Below are 23768 nucleotides of genomic sequence, written 5' to 3'. Positions count from 1 at the left end.
TTTTTTTGGTCTGGCGAGAAATTCTTGCCACCGCCAATACATTGCGTTACGGTAAGTCACTTAACGTTGCAAAAGATGGTGACGAAGACTATTCTCGCTTTTACTTTTCCGCAGAGTTAAATGAACTGGCCACCAGCTCATACTAAATTTCACTGAGAATTTAGTGCGTGCGCAAGAAGTGATTCCGGTATAATCGCGCACCTTAAATTGCTTAAATGTTTTGATTTGAACGGCATTTAAGCCCTTTGCCTGTCTGAAAGACGATTGAATTTGGATTAATTCCATCTCTGCGAACGCATTTTCTTTACATAGCAACTTCGCAGAGTGCCAATAAACAAAGCCTGCTAGCGATTAAACAGCATTGGCCCCAAAATGGAAATCGTCGACCAGCCAGTCCGAATTTGTACCGAAACTGATATTAGATGCTGTCTGATGAAAGATAACAAAGATAACGCTACGATGGAATTACCAGGCTTTGCCAAGCCAGCGCCAGAAGAGCCCGAAATCCGTAAAGTTGTTACTCCGCCAAAACGCAGCAAAGTCGCGAAACAAGTTCAATTGAATTTACTGGAAGAACTCGGGCCCACCGATATCAGCGGCCTGCCAGCCTGGGTCAATGATGAAAATACAGATTTGACAGGACTTCCAATCTGGCGCTGATCATTGTTGCTTGCCGTTCTCATCCATCGCATGTATTACAACATTTCGCTATACAAATCAGCATTGAGTCTCCAGATCAATGCCGAGGCATAAATAGCATCATTCGCCCCCCAAAACACAAACCTGATATATCAAGGCTAAAAATCAGGAAAAAATGGCGCAGTGTTTTATAATCAGTCAAATTTATCGCCAACTGCAGCCTCTACGGTAGCCCATCTAATATGACATCTCAATTCAACAAAAAAAGTGAAGCCTGGTCCGCCCGCTTCTCCGAACCTGTTTCTGACCTGGTAAAACGTTATACCGCTTCGGTGTTTTTTGACAATCGTATGGCCAGCGTTGATATCCAGGGCTCACTGGCACATGCAGAAATGTTAAGCGCGCAAAACATCATCACTACCCAGGATTACGCAGATATACAGCGCGGTATGGCACAAATTCAGGGAGAAATTGAATCGGGCAAGTTTGAATGGCTGCTGGATTTAGAAGACGTGCATCTGAACATTGAAAAACGTCTGACAGAATTGGTGGGAGATGCTGGTAAGCGACTGCACACTGGCCGCTCACGCAATGATCAGGTCGCGACCGATATCCGTTTGTACATGCGGGCCGCCATCGACAACATCATTGAACTGCTACGCGGCTTACGTGCTGCACTGATTGATCTCGCAGAAAAAAATGCTGAAACGATCTTGCCTGGTTTTACACACATGCAGGTGGCACAGCCAATTACCTTTGGTCATCATATTCTTGCTTATGTAGAAATGTTTGGTCGTGATACTGAGCGCATGCAGGATTGCCGCAAACGGGTCAATCGCTTGCCTTTGGGTGCTGCGGCATTGGCTGGTACTACCTTCCCTATCGATCGCGAGCGCGTTGCCCGTACATTGGGTTTTGAAGAGGTTTGCTACAACTCGCTGGATGCTGTATCTGATCGTGACTTTGCAATTGAGTTCTGTGCGGCCGCTGCGCTGATCATGACCCACATTTCACGCATGTCTGAAGAGCTGGTGATCTGGATGAGTCCACGCGTAGGCTTTATTGATATTGCCGATCGTTTCTGCACTGGCTCATCGATCATGCCACAAAAGAAAAATCCTGATGTGCCAGAACTGGCACGTGGCAAAACTGGTCGCGTCAATGGTCACCTGATCGCTTTGCTGACGTTGATGAAAGGTCAGCCACTGGCCTATAACAAAGACAATCAGGAAGACAAAGAACCTTTGTTTGACACCGTCGACACGATTATCGATACGTTGCGCATTTTTGCTGATATGGCGACCGGTATCAGTGTTAAACCAGATGCGATGCGTGCTGCCGCTCTGCAGGGCTATGCGACTGCAACGGATTTAGCCGATTATCTGGTGAAAAAGGGCCTGCCTTTCCGCGATGCTCATGAGGCTGTCGCCCACGCTGTCAAAACTTGCGTAGAAAAAGGTTGCGACCTTAGCGATATGTCGCTCGCTGAATTGCAAACTTACTCAACATTGATCGGTGAGGATATTTTTGAAGTCCTGACCTTAGAAGGCTCCGTCGCTGCACGGGATCATATCGGCGGCACAGCACCAAACCAGGTACGCGCAGCAATTATCCGCGCACGTAAGAATTTGGCTTCCTGATGTAGTAAGACGTTCAGGTAATTCACTGTTTATTTAAGCCGTGAATTACCTGCCACATCAAGTACAAAACATCACTTATCGACATAGTTTCAGCGTTCAAACTCCACTCTGTCACGACCATTCTGTTTTGCGCAATAAAGTGCGGTATCAGCACGCGCGACCAGTGAACTGATCATTTCTTTTGAACGTATTGTCGCCACACCAAAACTGGATGTCTTATTTTTCACAACCGCAAAATGATGCGTCGCGACACCTAAACGCAATCTCTCAGCAACCGCGAGCGCCTCTGTTAAGTCAGTATCTGGGCACACCACCAAAAATTCTTCACCGCCCCAACGCCCAATAACATCATGATCGCGAACGCCAGCCTTTAATATTTCCGCAATCGCTTCCAGCACCATATCACCAACCTGATGGCCGTAGGTATCATTGACCGTTTTAAAGTGATCAACATCCATCAGAATCACTGAAAAAACTTTACCGCTACGAATATAGCGACCGTATTCGGCTTCCAGCGTAAGATCGAGTTTCAGACGATTGTATAAGCCAGTTAGCCTATCAGTCACCGATAACATTTCCAACTGCTTATTCTTTTCATCAAGTTCCGCGGTTCGATCCAGAACCAGTTTTTCCAGCAAGCGTTTAGTTTCGGTTGAGCGACGCTGCACCTTTTGCAAACGCCAACGATAACCCACCCAAATTGCCGCCATCAGGCTCATCAACGTCAACAACCCGAACCACCAAGTTTGCCAATAGGCAGGTAAAACAAGGATAGGAATATGTAATTCGTGTGAGCTCCAGACACCTAAACGATTACTGGCACGAACAACTAAGGTGTATTTTCCCGGCCATAGATTCCCATAGTTGGCACTCAAATGATCGGCATTTACATGAGTCCATTCTGCGTCATAACCTTTCAGAAAATACGAATAACGGCTCTTTTGTGGCGCTGAAAAATCAAGCGCGGCAAAGCCTATGCTGAAATTTCGCTGATCAGGCTCCAAAATAAGTGTTGGGTCCAACAAGCCCAAAGGAAACGATTTACCGTCTATCGTCAATTCGCTGGCTTGAACCTGAGGTTCAAAATTCCACGGAGAGAATTTTTCCGTATCAATGATTGCAACACCCTGTGTGCCGCCACTTAAAATCAACCCGTCATGGGTACTACCAAATGATCCAGTCCAACTGGAGCCTATATCGTAGCCATCCGCTTTACCCAGCTCAACGGCATGCATAGTCTTAGGATCAATGACACAACTATCAGTCCAGATCCGTCCCATCTTATCTTCTACAAGATTTTCGCCGAATGACTTACCTGGCTTACCTAACATGGCGCTAATATGTTCAAACGTAGCACGCTTCCCATCCCAGCTACTCAGCCTCTCCATACCATCAGCCGTTGCCACCCACAACCGTCCCGAATGATCAACCAGCAAGCCCTGAACCAGATTGCTTGCCAGGCTGTCCACCCTCTGATTTTCATGAAAAATTCCAATCAAACCGCGCAGATCCGGATCCCATGCCCACAAACCGGCATCAGTACCAGCCCAAATTCGACCCTGAGCGTCTTCAGCAAGGTTATAAACAGCGGCATTCATGCTGGCACCCCCCACTCGAATGGCAGCTTCAAAACGCTGCTGTTGCGGCATCCATCGTGATAACCCACCTGCTGTTCCGACCCACAACGTACCATTCTTCGCGACCAAAAATTTATTGACGACGTCTGGCATGCCAGAATTGGTGGGGTAAGACTGCCATTGCTTAGATCCAAGTTCAAGTCTGAAAGTACCTGCTTGTTGGGTACCAGCCCACAATGCTCCATCTTGGGTCTGCGCCAGAGACGTGATTGTCCCATCGTGCAATTTTCCTGGCTGCCCCGGGAATGGTCGATAACCCCCAATGAGGCCTGCGTATCTATCTATAATATCGATGCCATTACCATCGCTACCGACTAAAATTCGCCCATCACGTAGTTCAAGCACACTATGCACATCAGGACTCGACAGCCCCTGATTGCGTTCAGCACTATGTTTGAGTAAATAAAAGCTTTGATTCGATGGCAAAAATTTTTGCAATCCACCACCCCAGGTACCAGCCCATAACAAGCCTGAAGCATCGACTAACATCGCACCTATATGATTGAGGGCAAGACTACTAGCATTAGTCGCATCATGGCGTATATGCTGAATCAATTTACCATTCGAAGACTGCACGACATCGATCCCCCCACCAAAGGTTGCCAACCAGATGCGACCGGACTGCGGTTCGAGGATCTTTGATATCCAACCATGTGTCGTGCGATCCAGCTTGAACTGATCGACCACCCAATGCAATTTGTAGGTACCGGGGTCTAACCATGCTGCACCACTGGCAATGGTGCCAAGCCAAAGCTTGCCATCGGCAGCTTCAAATATTGTCATTATTTTCTGGCTTGCTAAGGAAGCTGGATCATCAGGATCAGATGCGATCCGCTCAAAATGGCCGCTTCCTGCTTTGCGTCGCTGTAAGCCGCTGGCACCTCCGACCCACAAACTACCTTCGTGATCAATAAGCAGACTGCGCACACGGTCATCTGCCAGACTATCCGCTTGCGCACCGTCATGACGGAAATGTTGAATCCCATGCGTGTTGCCCGCTGACCAATAATCGAGGCCTTCATTTGCGCCAACCCATACGCCACCACTTGCCTCGGCAATGATGGCCCAGACTCTGCCGCCAACATTCGAGGTGGCAGCGGCGCCTGGCCGCACAACTGTATCAGTAGCGCCTCCGCCCATGTGATTAAAGCGTTCAGTCTTAGGATCAAAGATGGCAAGACCATTGCTGAGCGTACCAACCCAAAGTTTGCCATCCTGAGCAGACATCAAGGCGGTGACATAATCTCCTGGCAAAGATGAGGGGTTTTTATCGTCATGTACAAATTTACGGAAACGGTAGCCGTCATAACGCACTAAGCCATGTTGCGTACCTACCCAAAGCCAGCCTTTGGGGTCTTGCGCCAGAGACGTGATGGTTGAATCTAGTAACTCTGCATCACCAATGTTCTCAAAATACGGTTCCGCAAAAGAGAACTCTGTCAGTTTGCCATCGACAGCGCTGGCAAACTGTGAAAACGGGGGCACAAATATAAGAAAAAAAAGACAAGCATACGATATGCTTCTTAACATCATCCTCATGCGGCTTCCTAGGTCTACATCAATATAAGTTCTTGAGCCTGGCAGTTCCATCCTTAAGCTCTTCGACAGTACCTCTGAGTCGCACAAACATCGTATCTTTAAGCGCTTTTTAAAACAAGTGGGGAATTATGCTTTTACTGCATCATTGTTACTTTTACACAGCAAACATTTATGCGTACTCAAAGATCAATGATAAGCTTGGATGTGATTTTTTATTGCCGTCAACTAATACAAGCAATACAATCTTTGGCAAAATAAGATTTAATTAATTAAAACTTTTGCAGCCTGCTGCTTCAAGGTTTTTCATAAAAAAATTCCAGGAGATATTGATGTCACAGCAACTCAAATTGGTCATAGCAAGCGCTTTAATCGGATCAGCAACGCTCACACAAGCTGCGGAAATCAAAATTGGCGTCGCGGAAGCATTATCGGGCCCGGCCGCAAAATATGGCAGCGCGATCAAAAATGGTTTTAATCTCGCGGCAGATAAAATCAATGCAAAGGGTGGCATCAATGGTGACAAGATCGCGCTCATCATTGAAGATGAACAAGGAAAAAAAGAAGAAGCAATTAATGCGTTCAAAAAACTGATTTTTCAAAGCAAAGTATTAATGGTATTTGGCCCCACCTTATCCAATTCTGCTTTTGCAGCAGACCCGATCGCTAACGCCAGCAAAACAGTCGTGTTTGGCACCAGTAATACGGCCGATGGCATCACTAATCTGGGACCATTCACTTTCCGCAATTCCGTTATGGAAGCTGATGTATTACCAGCCACAACCAAAGCTGCTATCAAACAATTCAATATCAAAAAAGTAGCGGTTATTTATGGCAATGACGATGCCTTCACGAAGAGTGGTTACGATGTCTTTAAAACTGCGCTGTCAGACCAAAAAATTACCGTCACTGACACCGAAACCTATGCCAAAGGCGATGTCGATTTTAAAGCGCAACTAACAAAGATCAAGTCCTCAACACCCGACGCGATTGTATGCTCTTGTCTGGCAGAAGAAGCAGCCAACATCATTCTACAAACACGTTCTTTGGGAATGAGACAACCATTTATAGGCGGCAATGGTTTTAACTCACCAAAACTGTTTGATATCGCCAAAGATGCTGCCGATAATACCTTAATGGGAAGTCCATGGTCTGCTGAAAATCCATCAGCGGCGAACAAGCAATTCATGGCTGATTACAAGGCCAAATATGGTGCAGATCCCGATCAATTTGCCGCGCAAGCCTACGATGCCTTGCAAATTGTGGCAGAAGGTATTCAAAAAATTAAGTTGAGTGGCGACTTGAGTAAAGACAGAATAGCGCTACGTGATGCATTGCCTGGCATCAAGTTTGAGGGTGCTACCGGAAAATTCTCCTTCCGTCGTGCAGCATCAAAAGATGGCAAAGAAACTGGCTACGATGCTCAGCAAGACGCCATCGTGAACATTGCCAAAGGTGGAAAATTTGTACTCTTAAAATAATTCGCTCAAACGACTGGCAGAAGCATTACCTCTGCTGGTCTTTCACTTATTGCAGATTGCTCTTGAGATGTAGATCTGCAGTTTAAATTGAATGCTTTTTATTTTTTTCACCTATACCTGAACTGCCTCCGCTTTATGCTGAATGCATGACAGGACCAAGCAATATCTGGATCGCCATGTTTGCACAACAACTTGTCAATGCGTTGACACTCGGCAGTGTCTACGCCCTCTTCGCCTTAGGATTTACGCTGATTTTTGGGGTACTTGGCGTCATCAACCTGTCGCACGGCGCAATCTTTATGTTAGGCAGCTACATCGCCTTACTTCTGGTCAATCACTTTCAGATGTCCTTGTGGCTTGCCATGTTGTTGGCGATGTTGGCATGTGGCACGCTCGGTGTTATCGTTGATTTTCTGGTGTTACGTCCACTACGCAAGCGCAATGCACCACACCTTGCACCAATGATCGCGACCATCGGCGTCGCCATCATGCTGACCAATATCTCCCAAGGAATTTTTGGTGCAGAAAATCAACGCTTCCCTTTGGGCACCATACCAGAAGATAGCTTCAGTCTCGGCAATCTGCATCTGACCGCGGTGCAATTGGCCATCGTCTTGATTTCATTTGCCTTAATGCTGGTGTTGTTGACAGTCATGCGCAAAACCCAGTTAGGTCGTGCGCTGCGCGCCATCGCCGAATCACCCAAAGCCGCATATTTGCTAGGCATCAATGTGGAAGCACTATTTTTCTTTACCTCATTTGCCGCTGCGGCGTTAGGCGGTGCGGCTGGCGTTTTGGTCGGCTTATCATTCAATGCCATTTCACCTTTTATGGGGCAACCTATGCTACATAAGGGTATTGCAGTGATCATTCTGGGTGGCATGGGAGACATCCGTGGCGCCATGCTTGGCGGCTTATTTCTTGGCTTTGCTGAAGTCATGAGCGTCGCGTATTTATCCAGCGACTTCCGCGATGCGATTGCATTTGGCTTATTGTTTTTGATCTTGCTAGTGTGTCCGGCGGGCATGTTTGGCAAAATTCTAGAAAGAAAGGCGTAAATCATGCTCGAATGGTGGGATGGTTTTTGGGCGATTTACAGCTCTGTGATTTTCGGCATCGGCATCAACGCTATGCTGGCACTCTCGATTTATCTGACGCTATCTTGCGGCTTACTTTCATTGGCGAATGCAGCGTTCATGGGCATCGGCGCCTATGCGGCAGCAATGATCAGCATGCAAACCAACCTGTCATTTCCAATAGCCTTGCTTGCGTCTGCGATGACACCAGCATTGGTTGCACTGGCGATTGGCATGCCTACGCTACGCTTGTCCGGTGTTTATCTGGCGATGGCGACACTAGGATTTGGTGAAGTGGTACGAGTCATTGTTTTAAATTTAGACATCACGGGTGGTCCAATGGGCTTAAATGGGATTCCACAAAAAACCGAATGGTGGCACATTGCGCTACTCCTTGGCATCACGCTATTTACCTTGGCAAGAATGCGGCGCTCCAAAGTTGGACGGGCATTTGAAGCGATTAAAGAAGATGAAATCGCCGCCCGCCTGATGGGCATCAACGTCGCTCGCTACAAACTGTTAGCGTTTGTGCTGGGCGCAGTGATTGCCGGCGTTGCCGGTGGACTCAACGCCCACTACACCTTCACTATCGGCCCTGCGAACTACGGCTTTGAAAACGCAGTCGACATTCTGACTATGGCTGTGTTTGGCGGCACAAGCAATCTGTTTGGCCCCTTGCTAGGCAGCTTTACTTTAAGCGTCTTGCCAGAGTTAATGAGCTGGTTAAAAGACTTCCGTCTGGCAGCTAATGGATTGATTTTAATTATCGTCATTTTGTACCTGCCCAAAGGAATTTGTGACACGACCAGACTGCGCACCTGGCGTCGGCGGCTTGACACTAACTCTTCAGTAAAGGTGCAATAAATGTTGGAATTAGCATCCGTCAGCAAACATTTCGGTGGGCTGCAAGTATTACAAGATGTCAGCTTTAGTGTGAAGCAAGGGAGTATTTTTGGTCTGATTGGTCCAAATGGTGCGGGTAAGACCACGATCGTTAACCTGATTACCGGTTTAATCAACCCATCAGCCGGTGAGATACGCTTTAATGGTCAAAACTTACATGCGGTCGCAGCCCATAACATCACGCAGCTAGGCATCGCCCGTACATTTCAAAATATTCGTATCTTCAAAGAAATGAGTCTACTGGAAAATGTGGTGGTTGGCATGCATCGGCATCTCGGTTACAGCCCACTCAGTATGTTATTCAAACTCAACTCATTTAAACACGCAGAAGCCAGCGCAAAACAAAGAGCGCTGGAATTGCTCTCGTGGGTCAGACTAGATCACAAAGCACAGATGCTGGCAGACAATTTATCTTACGGCGAACAACGCAAACTAGAATTGGCTCGCGCTTTGGCAACCGAACCTAAACTATTGCTACTCGATGAGCCGGTAGCAGGCATGAATCCGGCAGAAAAAATCGAACTCATGGAGGAAATCAAAAACATCCGTGATCGTGGCTTTTCCATCTTCATGATAGAACACGACATGCGCTTTGTGATGGAACTCTGTGATCAGATTGCAGTACTGAATTTCGGCAAAATCATTGCCCAGGGTAGTCCACAAGAAGTCAGGCACAACCCCCAAGTTATTGAGGCCTACCTCGGCAAGGAGGAGGAAGTATGAAACCAATTCTAAATGTCAGGCAACTCCATGTCGCCTATGGCCATGTGCATGCGCTCAAAGGCATCAATCTGGAATTGCATGCAGGTCAAATTACCGCTCTGGTCGGCGCCAACGGCGCAGGAAAAAGCACGAGCTTATTGGCGATTTCCGGATTAATTAAGGCGGGCTCGGGCAGCATAGAATTTGACGACCAAGACCTGCTGACGCTGGCGCCGCATCACATTGTTCAAAAAGGATTGGTGCAAGTAGCAGAAGGCCGCGCCATCCTTGGCACATTAACCGTGCAAGAAAACCTGGATCTCGGGTCTTATACACGTAAAGACAAAGCGCATATCGCTGCTGATCTGGATTGGGTGTTTTCACTTTTTCCGGTGTTAAAAAATCGCGCGAACGGCCTGGCAGGCAATTTATCCGGGGGCGAACAACAAATGCTGGCAATCGGCCGCGCCCTGATGGCACGTCCAAAAATTTTATTACTCGATGAACCTTCGATGGGGTTAGCGCCATTAATGGTGCGGGAAATATTCAGGATTATCAAAGAAATCAATCGGACCGGTTTAACAATTTTACTCGTAGAACAAAACGTTAAACAAGCTTTGAAAATCGCCGAGCGTGCTTATGTACTAGAGAACGGTGAGATGGTGCTGGAAGACACTGGCGCGAATTTGCTCAACAATCCCAAGGTGATTGCCGCTTATTTAGGAACTTGATTCAAAGTGAAAGCAGGCGCATAAAGTCCATCTCAGGGGCAAACTGTCATGTCTGACGCGATACGAAACCAGCATGGCCTTGGATAAATGTCAGTCGTATAAAACGTATGTAACCTGGCGATTGCGTGTATTTTTGCTTACAACAAGCTTTTATAAGGTTCGCAGCAGCAATCTGCGCTGCATCACCTTCTTTATCTCATTTGATTAATCAAAGACCCGTATATCCAAAGAAATAAAGCCATAACAAGGTAAGCAGAAGAATCCAATGCATCAACACCATGACTGAGAACCAGCGTAAAAATATCAGCTTGGACGATTTATGGCGCAAATAGCGATGGGCGAGCATCGCGCCGGGCCAGCCACCGAGCAAACTCAATACCAGCAAGCGCCGCTCAGAGATGCGATAGCGATGCCTCCGGGCAGCTTGCTTATCGACCAGATAAAAAATAAACGTCACACTACTCAATAGTGCGTAGTAAGCGATGAAGATACTGCCGGCATAAATGAAATAAACGGACAAAAAAATTACTCCCCCTTGTATATTTTCAATCCCATTATCTTTGATGGGCAATGGAGTTAATTTTCTTAAAATAAGGGGGAGTATATGCCAAACTGCGTGGATCTCTGTTTGTCAGCAAATGCAAATTACAACATTTTGGCGATTAAGGCTTTTTCGTATTTAGCGTCCAGTGGAATACGTACCTTATGTCCGGCACCGCCAATGATATTGATCGCCTGATTGTCCGTATTGCGCATCTCTGACAAAGTCACGATTTCATTACCAGCGGGCGAGATAATCTCGATCTGATCACCAACGGCAAAACGGTTTTTCACATCTACTTCCGCCCAACCATCGGCCAAATTCAACACTTGACCCACGTATTGGCTACGATGTGCTTGTGACACGCCTTCCATATAATTCTGGTGATCTTGCGTGTGGTGGCGCTGATAAAACCCATCGGTATAACCGCGATTCGCAAGGCCATTCAATTCACCCAACAATTGCGGATTAAATGGACGTCCTGCAACCGCATCATCAATCGCGCGACGATACACCTGCGCAGTACGTGCAACGTAGTACAACGACTTGGTACGCCCTTCTACCTTCAATGAATCGACACCAATTTTTGCCAGACGCTCGACATGCTCAACCGCCCGCAAATCTTTTGAATTCATAATGTAAGTGCCATGCTCATCTTCGAGGATAGGCATTAACTGACCTGGCTTGGTTGACTCTTCAATCAGATATGGACGGTCCGCCAAAGGATGGCGTGGCATATCGCCCATCGCCGAAAACGATTGATTGGCGTCTTCTAAAGCTTTTTGATAGTTAAACTGTATTGTCTCTACCGGAATACGCGCCAAATCGCCGGTTTCGTTTTCGGAAGCATTTTCTACCTTGTAATCCCAGCGACAGGAATTCGTGCAAGTACCTTGATTCGGATCACGATGATTGAAATACCCGGACAATAAACAGCGACCTGAGTAGGCAATACACAATGCACCATGGACGAATACTTCAAGTTCCATATCAGGACATTCTTGACGAATTTCTTCAATCTCATCGAGTGATAATTCACGTGACAAAATAACGCGCGTCAGCCCCATTTTCTTCCAGAATTTGACGTCAGCCCAATTCACCGCATTGGCCTGCACTGACAAATGCACTGGCACTTCTGGCCACTTTTCGCGCACCATCATAATCAAACCAGGGTCAGCCATGATCAGTGCGTCTGGCTTCATGGCAATCACAGGCTCCATATCGCGCAGATACGTTTTGAGCTTGGAATTATGCGGAAAAATATTGCTGGCAACGAAGAATAATTTGCCGCGCGCATGCGCACCGTCTATACCCTGCTGCAATACATCCAGAGTTGAAAATTCATTGTTACGCGCACGCAAACTGTAGCGCGGCTGACCAGCATAGACCGCATCTGCGCCGAAATCAAAAGCAGCGTGCATTTTTTCCAGCGAACCAGCTGGCAAGAGGAGTTCTGGGGCTTTGAGCATAATGATGCAATCTGAAAATAAAATGTTTCCGATTTTAATTCCACGCCCTGGCTTTCTCAATTTTTTTTAATCGATGTTTAATCTAAATCAAGCTTGCTTCAATGCAAAATAAAAATGCGAGACCCGCAGAAAAATAATTACTAATTTAATATCATTATCGCTACCTTTAAAGTCTAACTATTTCGAATTGAAATTTACGAAACTCAATGTTACTTTTCAACATATAAAAATTATTCCTCCTATACTTTGCCCGCAGATCCCACCATTCATCCTAAGTATTTACAACATATTGTCTTAGAAATTTTTTCGATAGACATGGGATTGAGCCTCATGCCATTGACAGAAAATTAGAACAGGAAGAGACAAGTATATGCAAATGAATATTACCAAGGAACCAACAGAGTACTGCATTAATCAACAAGCTAAAAATTCTATCAAAGAGAACACTGAACGGCTGCGAAATGAAATCATTTACGCGAAGACTATCATTGGTGCAAATTTATTTAACGCAGGAAAAACCGATGATGCTCATCAGATGGCAAGCGATGTACTCGCTATCGTTACCGCTAACGGCCCACCACTTCATCGATTAAGCCGGATACTAATGAAAGGCATTAAAAGCAGTTGCTACTCGCACGCCGAGTATACGGAAAAAACGATCACACTCTGCGCCGGAAATTTATACTCTGATCAAACCAAATCTATATCGATGATCAAAGCATACGATCTGCTCGCGACTGCAACGCCTTTTATTCAATTTGCCTATAATGCGATCAATCTCGCCATCCTTTCGCAGTCAGCTCAGTACGCGACACTACACATCATTGATATTGGAATTGGCTCGGGTTATCAATGGTCTACATTGTTCTCGCTATTAAAAGGCACGAGTTTTTTGCCGAAAAAAATCCGCCTTACAGGCATAGATCTTCCCTCAACAGAACAAGCTTTACATGCCGTTGAAAAACGATTATCAGAGGAAGCAAAAGAACTCGGAATAGAATTTACGTTTACGCCAGTTCTCGGTAAAGCTGAGGAAATTTCGTTTAATGATATTGAACGCCATCAAGGTGAATTTTTGGTAATTAATGCTGTACTATCCTTGCATCATACAGCAACAGACGATGCAATTATTCATCCTACACGCTCCCGCGATTGCTTACTAACACGGCTGCGTCAACTAAATCCGCATCTATTAACCATGGTAGAACCTGATTCAAATCACAATAATCTTCCATTTAAAGAACGCTGCTATGAAGCATTTCAACATTACATGCATATCTTCAATGCGTTTGACCATCTATTCCCACGCACTCTAAAAGAAAGAGTGATATTAGAAAATGAATTTTTTGGCAGAGAACTCATCAATATTTTGACTACTGACGGTGCGGATAGGGTTGAGCGACATGAACGAAAAGAAGTTTGGTCTAAACGTTTGCACCAAGCAGATTTCACCTACTTAGAAAACGTCTTTCAGAGAACCAGTCGAACATTAAGAAATATCCTACCAATAACGGCACCATTTGAAATGCACCAGAGTCCTGAGGCCTTGTGCTTAAACGTGTATAAAGTTCCCCTACTAGCTGCATCATGTTGGCAGCCAACGAAGCAGTAAGGAAACGCATATTTAATCCCTTGCGGCGAATACCTCATTTAAAACGAGAGAAATTAATACCACGGCACCACCAACTATCGTCGCCTGTGCTGGCACCTCCCCTGCACCTATCCATGCCCAAATGGGTGCCAGCAAGACCTCCAACAAAGACAACAAAGCGATCTCTGGCGCGCTCAAGCTCTCCGAGGCACGTACCATCAACATGCATGGCAATCCCAACTGAAAGAAACCCAAAATCGCTAAAATAAAAATGTCGTGCAAAGATGCCTGAAATGGAAATGCCATCGGCAACATCACCATGGCCGAAATCGCACCGCCCATCAGAACAGCAGGAATTAAATCGACCGTGTGACCACCTTTTTTAAGCACGATCATATTGATTGATGATGCAACAGGGATTCCAAGCGCAATGAACATCCCCAGCAATCCTCTGTTGTCGATCTCCGACAAGCTACCAACAAACATCCACGACATACCCAACACTGCCGCTACTATCGCCCACCAAGTACGTAGTGGAATTTTTTCACGCAATACCAACCAAGCCAACAATGCGGTAAACAATGGCGCCAGACTTTCCATGATGGAGGTATTAGCCACTGTTGTCATCGTAATTGAGATCATGAAGCAGCTATACATAGTCGCCCACATACAGCCGGAAATAAAACCCAACTTACCCAATAAACGCAAACGTGGAATAAAACCGCGACCGTATTGGCGCAACATTGCCCCGGTAACAAAAATCGCCGCAAAAAGACTACGCCAAAACGTCACCTCAAAGCCACGTGCTGCCTCTAGATGGCGTGTAAAAACACCAGCAATACTCCACAAACTGGCGGCACATATCATCAGGATCACAGCATGACGATGACTGAGTTTTTTTTGCATATTGATTCCAGGATAAAATTTTCTGACTTCTACGGTTTGCAATTGAACAATCAACAGCTCCCTGCAAAAAAGACGATCGAAAAAAGCAAGCCAGAAAATAAAAAACCCGTTAAGCCCCACCAAAGGTAAGAGCGAAACGGGTTGATCAACATGCGCTTTAGCGCATGTTCAAGCGAGCTATTATGCTTCGCGCGATGCTTTCTTACGCTCGTGTTCTTTCAAATAACGTTTGCGCAGACGAATGCTCTTCGGTGTAATTTCTACCAATTCGTCATCCTCAATGAATTCAACAGCGTATTCCAGAGACATCTGAATTGGTGGCACCAAACGTACCGCTTCATCTGTACCAGAAGAACGAACGTTAGTTAATTGCTTACCTTTGATTGGGTTAACAACCAAATCGTTATCACGGGAATGGATACCGATGATCATGCCTTCGTACACTGGGTCATTATGCACCACGAACATACGGCCGCGATCTTGCAGTTTCCAGATAGCGTATGCAACCGCTGCGCCATCATCCTGAGAAATCAATACACCATTACGACGACCTGCCATTTCACCACGTGTATTGTCCACTGGTGCGTATTCATCAAACACGTGACTCATCAAACCAGTACCACGTGTCAATGTCATGAATTCGCCCTGGAAGCCGATCAAGCCACGTGCTGGAATGCGGTATTCCAAACGCACACGACCTTTGCCGTCCGGTTCCATGTTTTGCAGATCACCACGACGACGACCCAACTCTTCCATCACGCCGCCTTGATTCGCTTCTTCAACGTCAACGGTCAGATTTTCGTATGGCTCATGACGTACGCCGTCAACCATTTTGAACACAACGCGTGGACGAGAAACAGCCAATTCAAAACCTTCACGACGCATGTTTTCGATCAGGATGGTCAGATGCAACTCACCACGACCAGAAACTTCGTATGTGGAATCATCACCTTCAGCCTGAACCACACGCAACGCCATGTTGGATTTCAGTTCACGTTCCAGACGGTCACGGATTTGACGTGTGGTGACGAATTTACCTTCACGACCAGCCAATGGGGAGCTGTTAACCATGAAGTTCATGGTCAATGTCGGCTCATCGACTTTCAACATAGGCAATGCGTCTGGTGCGTCAGGTGCGCAGATGGTTGTACCGATACTGATTTCTTCAATACCGTTGATCAAGACGATATCGCCAGCCAACGCTTCATCCACTTGTACGCGATCCAAACCTTTGAACGTCAATACTTGATTGATACGTGCTTTTGTTGGCTTGTCTTCTGGACCATTCATCCAAACAACGTCTTGCAAGCCTTTTACGCGACCGCGCAGGATACGACCAACGCCAATCTTACCGACGTAAGAAGAGTATTCCAGGGAAGTGATTTGCAATTGCAAAGGACCATCTGGATCATCTTCACGCGCAGGAACGTGTTTCAGGATCGCGTCAAACAGCGGTTCCATTGTACCGTCGCGCACTGTATCTTCCAGGCCAGCGTAGCCCTTGAAACCGGATGCGTAAATAATAGGAAAATCTAATTGCTCATCAGTTGCGCCAAGCTTGTCGAACAGTTCGAAAGTTGCGTTAACTGCTTTTTGTGGATCAGCGTTTTCACGGTCAATCTTGTTTACAACGACGATAGGTTTCAAACCGAGTGCCAATGCTTTACGTGTCACAAAACGTGTTTGTGGCATTGGACCTTCTTGCGCGTCCACCAACAGCAAAACGCTGTCAACCATGGACAATACACGCTCTACTTCACCGCCGAAGTCAGCATGGCCTGGGGTATCAACGATATTGATGTGTGTGCCTTTGTATTCAACTGCACAGTTTTTGGAAAGAATCGTGATACCACGTTCTTTTTCAATATCGTTGGAATCCATCACGCGGGAATCAACCTGTTGGTTGTCACGGAAAGTGCCGGATTGACGCAATAATTGATCAACCAATGTGGTTTTGCCGTGATCGACGTGAGCGATAATGGCGATGTTGCGAATAGCGCGTTTTGTAGTGGACATGATAACGTTCGTTTGGGGTAAATCGGATAACCTAAGATTATAACATGCTGCAACGCAAAAGCAGAAAACAAGGGCTAATTAGCGTTCAAACAAACCATTCCGACTACGCTTAATGACCAAAACTATCTCAACTGGTACATTTAGCAATACATCATGGGAATAATTTTGCGTAAGCCTTATTATTTCAAGGAGTTACTACAAAGCGATGACAGCCAAAAAAGTTCTAATGATTCAGATTGGCAATATTCACCTCTAAACAGCGGCGCGACACACAAATATGGTCTGACCAACTGCTAGCGGAGCACTTCTTTTTTGCTAGACTCAGACTGCCCAGCTTAGTACATTTTTAAAACTACACTTACATTTATTGGGTATTAATTAATCTTTCTGGCGCCAGAATTTGAAACTCTTGCAACTGCGCAGATCCCAATAATTGCCCATCAGAATCACGGTAGACGCGCACCCGCCCTGCTTGTTCAGGCAGCGATACTGCTTCCTTACCCAGCGCCAATCGTTGTCCGTGCAAAAAACGGGTTGCCAACTCATCGCTTAAGCGTACAGGCGGAAAACTCGACAACAAAGCATCGACCGGATCAAGCAAAGCCAAGCGCTCTTGCTCAGGCATAGACTCCAAGGATTCCAGCGTAATCGATTTTTCTAACACCAGATGTCCGACCTGTATCCGACGCAATTCCTTTAAATGCGCACCACAACCTAGCACTGCACCAATATCCTCACCCAGCACGCGAACATAAGTTCCCTTGCTACACTTTACCCTCAGTGTCAATAACGGCGCTTGATAGTCCAGCAACCCCAATTCATGGATGGTAACGTCACGGGCTTCGCGCTCCAATGTCACACCGGCTCGCGCATATTCGTATAAGGGCTTACCATCACGCTTAAGCGCCGAATACATAGGAGGCACTTGCTGAATCGGCCCCGTAAATTGCTTCAATACTTGCTCGATGGCAGACAAAGTCACGTTGACTGGCTTTTGCTCTAAAACCTCACCCTCGGTATCACCCGTTGTCGTGGTTACACCTAGGTGCACGACGGTCGTATAGGTTTTATCTGCCTCCAGCAAATCTTGAGAAAACTTGGTTGCCTCACCGAAACACAAAGGTAACAATCCAGCCGCAAATGGATCGAGAGTTCCGGTATGCCCGGCTTTCATGGCATTCAAAAAGCGTTTAGCTTTAATCAACGCATCATTACTGGAAAAACCAACTGGTTTATCCAATAGCAATACGCCGTGCACAGGAACACGGGGACGTTTTTTTATCTGGGTAGTCATAGGCAAGACCGGCAACAAAACCGGTCAGTGATCATTCTTGTTCGTCGTCTTTAGCGCCATCGTGGGCAGCATCAGTAGCATCATCCTTTGCGCGTGTTGCATTCGCTTCATCGATTAATTTCGACATAGCAAGACCACGTATGGTCGATGTATCGTGGATGAAATGCAATTGCGGCAACGTATGAATATGCAAACGCAAACCTAATTTTGCCCGCAAAAAGCCAGCTGCTTTGGACAAAGCATCGTTGGTCGCCTTCACGGCAACCGGATCGTCAACCAAGGTTGTGAAATAGATTTTTGCGTGAGCGTAATCAGGCGTCAACTGAACCTCAGTCAAAGTGATCATGCCTACGCGTGGATCTTTTAATTCGGACCAGATAATTTCTGCCAAATCCTTCTGAATCTGATCTGCAACGCGCAAACCACGACCAGGAATATTTTTACTATGTTTTGCCATAAATTCTTTTCTTACTCTACCTTCAGCGCGTTCAGCGCCATAAAACAGAACCCCGGAACAAGTCCGGGGTTTGAAGTAATTAGAGCGTACGTGCTATCTCTTGAACTTCAAATATTTCGAGCGAATCGCCCACCTGGATGTCGTTGTAACCTTTCAGAGACAAGCCACATTCCATACCGGCCTTGACTTCTTTTGCATCGTCTTTGTAACGCTTCAGAGAGTCCAGCTCACCAGTCCATGTCACTACGTTATTACGCAGCAAACGAACTGACGATGTACGTTTAACCATACCATCTGTAACCAGACAACCTGCAATCGCGCCAACTTTGCTGACCAGGAATACTTGACGAACCTCAACCATACCAATGATCTGTTCGCGTTTTTCTGGCGCCAACATACCGGACAATGCTGCTTTCACTTCATCTACTGCATCGTAAATGATGTTGTAGTAGCGAATATCCACGCCGTTGGATTCAGCCAACTTACGGGCAGACGCATCTGCGCGTGTGTTAAAGCCAATGATAACCGCTTTGGAAGCAACCGCCAGATTGACGTCATTTTCAGAAATACCACCGACCGCTGCATGAACCACTTGCACTCGCACTTCGGAGTTGGACAATTTCTGCAAAGATTGAACCAGCGCTTCTTGTGAACCTTGAACGTCGGTTTTGACAATGATAGGCAAGTTTTTAACTTCGCCTTCACCCATGTTTTCAAACATGTTTTCAAGTTTAGCTGCTTGCTGTTTCGCCAACTTCACGTCACGGAACTTACCTTGACGGAACAAAGCGATTTCACGTGCTTTACGCTCATCAACCATGACCATGACTTCTTCACCAGCCGCTGGCACTTCAGTCAAACCTTGAATCTCGACTGGAATCGATGGGCCAGCTTGCGCAATATTCTGACCGTTCTCATCCAACATCGCACGAACACGACCATAAGAAGAACCAGCCAACACTACGTCGCCGCGCTTCAACGTACCGGACTGAACCAGAATCGTTGCCACAGTACCGCGACCTTTATCCAGACGCGCCTCAACAACCAAGCCTTTAGCCGGCGCATCTTTTGGTGCACGCAACTCAAGAACTTCAGCTTGCAACAAGACGTTTTCCAATAAAGAATCGATACCTTGACCTGTTTTTGCAGATACTTGCACGAACGGTGAATCGCCACCGTATTCTTCAGGAACGACGCTCTCAGCGATCAATTCTTGTGTCACGCGATCAGCATTACCACCTGGTTTATCGATCTTATTGATCGCAACAACCAACGGTACACCAGCTGCTTTTGCATGCGCAATCGCTTCTTTAGTTTGCGGCATTACGCCGTCATCAGCTGCCACCACCAGAATGACGATATCCGTTGCCTTCGCACCACGTGCACGCATTGCCGTAAAGGCTTCGTGACCTGGTGTATCGAGGAAGGTAATCATACCGCGTGGTGTTTCTACGTGATATGCACCAATGTGCTGAGTAATACCACCAGCTTCGCCAGAAGCGACCTTGGCGCGACGGATGTAATCGAGTAATGAAGTTTTACCGTGATCGACGTGACCCATCACTGTAACCACAGGGGCGCGTGGGAAAGTTTCGTATTCCGCGTGTTCAGCAACGTCAGTCAATGCTGCTTCAGGATCATCCAATTTCGCAGCAAATGCTTTATGGCCCATTTCCTCAACCAGAATCATTGCTGTTTCTTGATCAAGAACCTGGTTGATCGTACACATTTGACCCAATTTCATCAAATGCTTAATCACTTCCGATGCCTTGACTGACATTTTATGCGCCAACTCAGCGACAGTCAGTGTTTCAGGAACGAACACATCTTTCACGATGGCTTCGACCGGCACCTGGAAGTTGGATTCACGATCATCGTGATGATTATTACGACGGCCTTTAGGACCACCTTTCCAACCATCGCGACCACCAGAAGTATCACCGCGGGTTTTCAAACCACCGCTGCGTTTTTTCGATTCGTCCGACCAGGTCGAAGAGACGTTAGCGGATTTAATCGCTTTTTTATCAGCCGTAGCTGGTTTTTTGTCGTCTTTTTTCTCAGTCGTAGCTGCACCTGTTGTAGCCGGCTTCTTCTCACCTGCTTTTTTATCAGCTGGCTTATGCAAAGTACCTTCAGCTTTTGGTGCTACCACAGGTGCAGGTACCGGTGCCTTAGCTGGTCTGCGCGCTGCATTCATCATTTCTTTGATCTGCGCAACTTCATCCGCGACGGCTTTTCTGGCCTTCTCGGTTGCTGCGGCACGATCTGCTGCCTCTTTAGATTCTAAGGCAGTTTTTTTCTTTGCTTCTTCTGCTTCCAAACGTTTCTTCTCTTCATCTGACTGAGAAGGTTTCACTTCTACAGTTTTTGCTGCGGCAGCGGCTGCTGCAGCTTGTTCCGCTTTCAAGCGCTCAGCTGCGACGCGTGCCGCCTCAGCTTCTGCCGCTTCACGCATTGCTTTTGCCTGAGCTTCTTTTTCAGCTTCCAGCTTAGCAAGGTGTTCTTGTTTTTCGCGTAATTCTGCTTCCTGACGAGCGATCAACTCGGCCTCGCGGCGAGCGTCCTCTTCATTCAACTCAACTTCTTCTACTTCTGCCACAGGAGTACGTGCCGCAGCATCGTCAGCAACGACTTCGTCACGTTTGACGAAAGTACGTTTCTTACGAACTTCGACCTGAATGGTGCGAGATTTGCCCGTAGCATCCGCCTGTTTGATCTCCGTTGTCTCTTTACGAGTCAGCGTGATTTTCTTTTTTTCATTGTCGACAGCAGATCCATGGGAACGACGTAAGTGTTCCAGCAGTCTATCCTTGTCTTCTTTTGTCAACGAATCTGACGTCGAATTTTTATCGACACCTGCCGCACGCAATTGCGTGAGCAGCAAATCCGCTGACATTTTCAGCTCGGTGGCAAATTGGGCAACGTTGTTACTCGCCATTCAGTCCTCTTTTTCTATGTGCGCGTTATGAATTTGAAACCCGTGAATTACTTTGCTTCTACGAGTTTCCAGGCGGTAGCTAACAAAGCCTTGGCCTGATCATCATATTTAGCGTCGATGAGTTTCATCTCATCATCGGTCACATCTTCAAATGCTTCTTTAATCAAATGGCGTGAACGGTCGGCAGACAATGCCAAAATCGCGCCAAATTCGTCGTAAGCCAGACCAGCGAAAGCTGCCAGTGTTTTAATACCAGCCAAGCCCAGTTTACCGGCGGTAACGCGGGTCATACCTTCGAGGTTCAACAAATTATCATCCATGCCTTCCAAACCTTCTTCGGAAGCAATGGCTTCTGTCAAAAGGGCGTCGCGTGCACGGTTACGCAACTCTGTTACGGTATCTTCATCGAATGCTTCAATTTCCAGCATTTCACTGATAGGTACGTAAGCAATTTCTTCGAGACTAGAGAAGCCTTCATCAACCAGAATTTCAGCTACTTCCTGGTCAACGTCGAGTTTTTCCATGAACAATGCACGGATACCCGCTGTTTCTTGCTCAGCCTTGTTCGCAGATTCTTCAGCAGTCATGATGTTGATTTGCCAGCCAGTCAACTCAGCTGCGAGACGCACGTTTTGGCCACTACGACCAATCGCGATTGCCAAGTTTTCCTCATCAACCACCACGTCCATGCCATGCTTCTCTTCATCCACCATGATGGAAGAAACATTAGCAGGAGCCAGAGCACCGATCACGAATTGCGCCGGATCTTCAGACCACAAAACGATATCAACACGTTCACCACCCAATTCGCCAGTCACAGCCTGAACGCGGGAACCACGCATACCAACGCAAGTACCGATAGGATCGATACGCTTGTCGCTTGTGTGAACCGCAATCTTGGCGCGCACACCAGCGTCACGTGCAGCAGACTTGATGACCAAAGTACCTTGCTCGATTTCTGGCACTTCCAGCTCGAACAATTTCATAATGAATTCTGGTGCCGTACGAGACAAGATCACTTGTGGGCCACGGGCATTGCGATCAATACGCAAAATATAGGCACGAACACGATCACCAACACGTAAGTTTTCTTTCGGGATCATCTGATCACGTGGCAAACGGGCTTCGATTTTACCGGACTCAACCACGGCATCACCGCGCTCCATGCGCTTGATCGTACCTGTTACGAGCGAGTCACCACGCTCCAGGAAATCAGCCAGAATCTGTTCACGCTCGGCATCGCGAATACGCTGCAGAACGACTTGTTTTGTGTCTTGGGCGAAACGGCGGCCAAAATCAACGGATTCAATTTCTTCTTCGATGTAATCATCGATTTGAATTTCCGGGTCATCTTCCACAGCTTCAAAATGCAAAATTTCTTGATCTGGCAATTGCAAACCCGCCTCATCAGGCACCACGTGCCAACGACGGAAAGAGCGGAATTCACCAGTATCACGATCAATCTCTACTCGGATATCAACTTCACCGGGGAAGCGTTTTTTTGTCGCTTGTCCCAAAGCATGTTCCAAGGCACCGAAAACGACTTCTTCATCGACGTTTTTTTCGCGTGCCAGCACATCCACCAATAACAACAAATCACGACTCATGCTTTGCGACTCCTAAAATCCACTTGTGGCACCAGACGTGCCTTATCCACGTCGGCGAGCGTAAACTCCAGCATGGCCGACCCATCTTTTACTTCAAATTCCAGCTTCAGGTTTTCGCCTTCAGGCTCGTGCAATACACCGGTAAATGTTTTACGGTTTGGTGTGCCTGGCATAGGCATACGCAATTTGACGGTAACTTCACAACCGACAAAACGGACGTAATCAGCCACTTTCTTCAAAGGGCGATCAAGGCCCGGGGAAGAAACTTCCAGACGTTCGTAATTAACATTTTCAACCGTCAACACGTGTGACAATTGGTGACTGACTTTTTCACAATCTTCGACTGCAATATTGCCTTTTTCAAGGTCAGCCGGCAAAAAGTCGATATATACCCTGAACAGGCCGCGCTCAGCCTGCTCAAAGTCAACCAGATCATATCCGGTACCGTTGACGGTTTTCTCTATCAAATCCAACAAAACCAAACTATTCTCCGATAAACACACAAGCCCAGAAAAATTATAGTCAAGGCACGCAAATGGTAAAACCAAAAAAAAATGGGCTAAGCCCATCTTTTCTTTGCGCCCGGATTTTAATTTCATCAGGC

At 46.7% G+C, this 23768-nt stretch carries 18 protein-coding genes; 8 read left to right on the top strand and 10 right to left on the bottom strand.

The window, feature by feature from the left end; translation table 11 throughout:
* The first annotated feature begins 432 nt into the window (after positions 1–432).
* Both ACO0KY_RS16030 and argH read left to right on the top strand, forming a co-directional pair.
* A complete protein-coding gene (locus ACO0KY_RS16030) occupies positions 433–660 on the top strand; it encodes a hypothetical protein (RefSeq protein WP_186913338.1) in 228 nt (75 codons plus the stop codon).
* Between the two features lie 221 nt (positions 661–881).
* Positions 882–2279: an argininosuccinate lyase gene (gene argH / locus ACO0KY_RS16025; protein WP_423047711.1), complete on the top strand. Its 1398-nt coding sequence runs from the start codon at positions 882–884 to the stop codon at positions 2277–2279.
* Between the two features lie 89 nt (positions 2280–2368).
* Here the strand turns inward: argH and ACO0KY_RS16020 are convergent, their stop codons facing one another.
* Positions 2369–5401 (bottom strand): ligand-binding sensor domain-containing protein, encoded by a 3033-nt coding sequence (locus ACO0KY_RS16020; protein WP_423047709.1) that lies wholly within the window; start codon positions 5399–5401, stop codon positions 2369–2371.
* Positions 5402–5784: 383 nt separating this feature from the next.
* Here ACO0KY_RS16020 and ACO0KY_RS16015 point away from each other — a divergent pair, with 383 nt between their 5' ends.
* From ACO0KY_RS16015 to ACO0KY_RS15995, 5 genes are all read left to right on the top strand, one after another.
* A complete protein-coding gene (locus ACO0KY_RS16015) occupies positions 5785–6933 on the top strand; it encodes an ABC transporter substrate-binding protein (RefSeq protein WP_423047707.1) in 1149 nt (382 codons plus the stop codon).
* A 176-nt stretch (positions 6934–7109) separates the two neighbouring features.
* Positions 7110–7991 carry a branched-chain amino acid ABC transporter permease gene (locus ACO0KY_RS16010; protein ID WP_423047715.1) on the top strand — a complete coding sequence of 294 codons (882 nt, stop codon included), beginning with the start codon at positions 7110–7112 and terminating at the stop codon, positions 7989–7991.
* A gap of 3 nt (positions 7992–7994) precedes the next feature.
* Positions 7995–8873 (top strand): branched-chain amino acid ABC transporter permease, encoded by an 879-nt coding sequence (locus tag ACO0KY_RS16005; RefSeq protein ID WP_423047705.1) that lies wholly within the window; start codon positions 7995–7997, stop codon positions 8871–8873.
* A complete protein-coding gene (locus ACO0KY_RS16000; protein ID WP_186913343.1) occupies positions 8874–9635 on the top strand; it encodes an ABC transporter ATP-binding protein in 762 nt (253 codons plus the stop codon).
* The gene (locus ACO0KY_RS15995; protein WP_423047702.1) at positions 9632–10345 is read left to right on the top strand and encodes an ABC transporter ATP-binding protein; all 714 of its coding nucleotides are present in this window, start codon (positions 9632–9634) and stop codon (positions 10343–10345) included. Before ACO0KY_RS16000 ends, ACO0KY_RS15995 begins: the two co-directional genes overlap by 4 nt.
* 208 nt (positions 10346–10553) lie before the next feature.
* On the opposite strand, the gene ACO0KY_RS15990 is transcribed toward ACO0KY_RS15995, so the two are convergent.
* Entirely contained in the window at positions 10554–10865 is a 312-nt protein-coding gene (locus ACO0KY_RS15990; protein WP_423047700.1) for a DUF1294 domain-containing protein, read from the bottom strand.
* A 125-nt stretch (positions 10866–10990) separates the two neighbouring features.
* Positions 10991–12355: a tRNA 5-hydroxyuridine modification protein YegQ gene (gene yegQ, locus ACO0KY_RS15985; RefSeq protein ID WP_423047697.1), complete on the bottom strand. Its 1365-nt coding sequence runs from the start codon at positions 12353–12355 to the stop codon at positions 10991–10993.
* Positions 12356–12725: 370 nt separating this feature from the next.
* Between yegQ and ACO0KY_RS15980 the strand changes: the two genes are divergently transcribed.
* On the top strand, positions 12726–13967 hold the full coding sequence (locus tag ACO0KY_RS15980; protein WP_423047695.1) for a GRAS family protein: 1242 nt from the start codon (positions 12726–12728) through the stop codon (positions 13965–13967).
* A 12-nt stretch (positions 13968–13979) separates the two neighbouring features.
* Here the strand turns inward: ACO0KY_RS15980 and ACO0KY_RS15975 are convergent, their stop codons facing one another.
* The 7 genes from ACO0KY_RS15975 to rimP all read right to left on the bottom strand — a co-directional run bounded on the left by ACO0KY_RS15975 (position 13980) and on the right by rimP (position 23646).
* Positions 13980–14852 carry a DMT family transporter gene (locus ACO0KY_RS15975; protein ID WP_423047693.1) on the bottom strand — a complete coding sequence of 291 codons (873 nt, stop codon included), beginning with the start codon at positions 14850–14852 and terminating at the stop codon, positions 13980–13982.
* A gap of 180 nt (positions 14853–15032) precedes the next feature.
* On the bottom strand, positions 15033–16868 hold the full coding sequence (typA, locus tag ACO0KY_RS15970) for a translational GTPase TypA (RefSeq protein ID WP_423047691.1): 1836 nt from the start codon (positions 16866–16868) through the stop codon (positions 15033–15035).
* A 364-nt stretch (positions 16869–17232) separates the two neighbouring features.
* Positions 17233–18162: a tRNA pseudouridine(55) synthase TruB gene (truB, locus tag ACO0KY_RS15965; protein ID WP_423047689.1), complete on the bottom strand. Its 930-nt coding sequence runs from the start codon at positions 18160–18162 to the stop codon at positions 17233–17235.
* A 31-nt stretch (positions 18163–18193) separates the two neighbouring features.
* Positions 18194–18619, bottom strand: a complete 426-nt coding sequence (gene rbfA / locus ACO0KY_RS15960; RefSeq protein ID WP_186913350.1) for a 30S ribosome-binding factor RbfA — start codon at positions 18617–18619, stop codon at positions 18194–18196.
* 79 nt (positions 18620–18698) lie between these two features.
* The gene (gene infB, locus ACO0KY_RS15955; protein WP_423047687.1) at positions 18699–21557 is read right to left on the bottom strand and encodes a translation initiation factor IF-2; all 2859 of its coding nucleotides are present in this window, start codon (positions 21555–21557) and stop codon (positions 18699–18701) included.
* A 47-nt stretch (positions 21558–21604) separates the two neighbouring features.
* Positions 21605–23164, bottom strand: a complete 1560-nt coding sequence (gene nusA, locus ACO0KY_RS15950; RefSeq protein WP_423047685.1) for a transcription termination factor NusA — start codon at positions 23162–23164, stop codon at positions 21605–21607.
* The gene (gene rimP, locus ACO0KY_RS15945) at positions 23161–23646 is read right to left on the bottom strand and encodes a ribosome maturation factor RimP (protein WP_186913353.1); all 486 of its coding nucleotides are present in this window, start codon (positions 23644–23646) and stop codon (positions 23161–23163) included. Before rimP ends, nusA begins: the two co-directional genes overlap by 4 nt.
* Between the last annotated feature and the right edge of the window lie 122 nt (positions 23647–23768).

Source organism: Undibacterium sp. Dicai25W (genome assembly GCF_049340505.1).
Lineage (GTDB): Bacteria > Pseudomonadota > Gammaproteobacteria > Burkholderiales > Burkholderiaceae_D > Undibacterium > Undibacterium jejuense.
Note: the sequence above shows the minus strand (reverse complement) of the source record. Positions and strands in the feature narration are given on the sequence as shown.

Bases quoted from the DNA above. Each gene is read 5' to 3' on its own strand.
- truB (WP_423047689.1), bottom strand. From the start codon at position 18,162: ATGACTACCCAGATAAAAAAACGTCCCCGTGTTCCTGTGCACGGCGTA.
- infB (WP_423047687.1), bottom strand. From the start codon at position 21,557: ATGGCGAGTAACAACGTTGCCCAATTTGCCACCGAGCTGAAAATGTCA.
- ACO0KY_RS15995 (WP_423047702.1), top strand. From the start codon at position 9,632: ATGAAACCAATTCTAAATGTCAGGCAACTCCATGTCGCCTATGGCCAT.
- ACO0KY_RS16030 (WP_186913338.1), top strand. From the start codon at position 433: ATGAAAGATAACAAAGATAACGCTACGATGGAATTACCAGGCTTTGCC.
- argH (WP_423047711.1), top strand. From the start codon at position 882: ATGACATCTCAATTCAACAAAAAAAGTGAAGCCTGGTCCGCCCGCTTC.
- ACO0KY_RS15975 (WP_423047693.1), bottom strand. From the start codon at position 14,852: ATGCAAAAAAAACTCAGTCATCGTCATGCTGTGATCCTGATGATATGT.
- rbfA (WP_186913350.1), bottom strand. From the start codon at position 18,619: ATGGCAAAACATAGTAAAAATATTCCTGGTCGTGGTTTGCGCGTTGCA.
- typA (WP_423047691.1), bottom strand. From the start codon at position 16,868: ATGTCCACTACAAAACGCGCTATTCGCAACATCGCCATTATCGCTCAC.
- ACO0KY_RS16010 (WP_423047715.1), top strand. From the start codon at position 7,110: ATGTTTGCACAACAACTTGTCAATGCGTTGACACTCGGCAGTGTCTAC.
- nusA (WP_423047685.1), bottom strand. From the start codon at position 23,164: ATGAGTCGTGATTTGTTGTTATTGGTGGATGTGCTGGCACGCGAAAAA.
- ACO0KY_RS16000 (WP_186913343.1), top strand. From the start codon at position 8,874: ATGTTGGAATTAGCATCCGTCAGCAAACATTTCGGTGGGCTGCAAGTA.
- ACO0KY_RS16005 (WP_423047705.1), top strand. From the start codon at position 7,995: ATGCTCGAATGGTGGGATGGTTTTTGGGCGATTTACAGCTCTGTGATT.
- ACO0KY_RS15980 (WP_423047695.1), top strand. From the start codon at position 12,726: ATGCAAATGAATATTACCAAGGAACCAACAGAGTACTGCATTAATCAA.
- ACO0KY_RS16015 (WP_423047707.1), top strand. From the start codon at position 5,785: ATGTCACAGCAACTCAAATTGGTCATAGCAAGCGCTTTAATCGGATCA.
- yegQ (WP_423047697.1), bottom strand. From the start codon at position 12,355: ATGCTCAAAGCCCCAGAACTCCTCTTGCCAGCTGGTTCGCTGGAAAAA.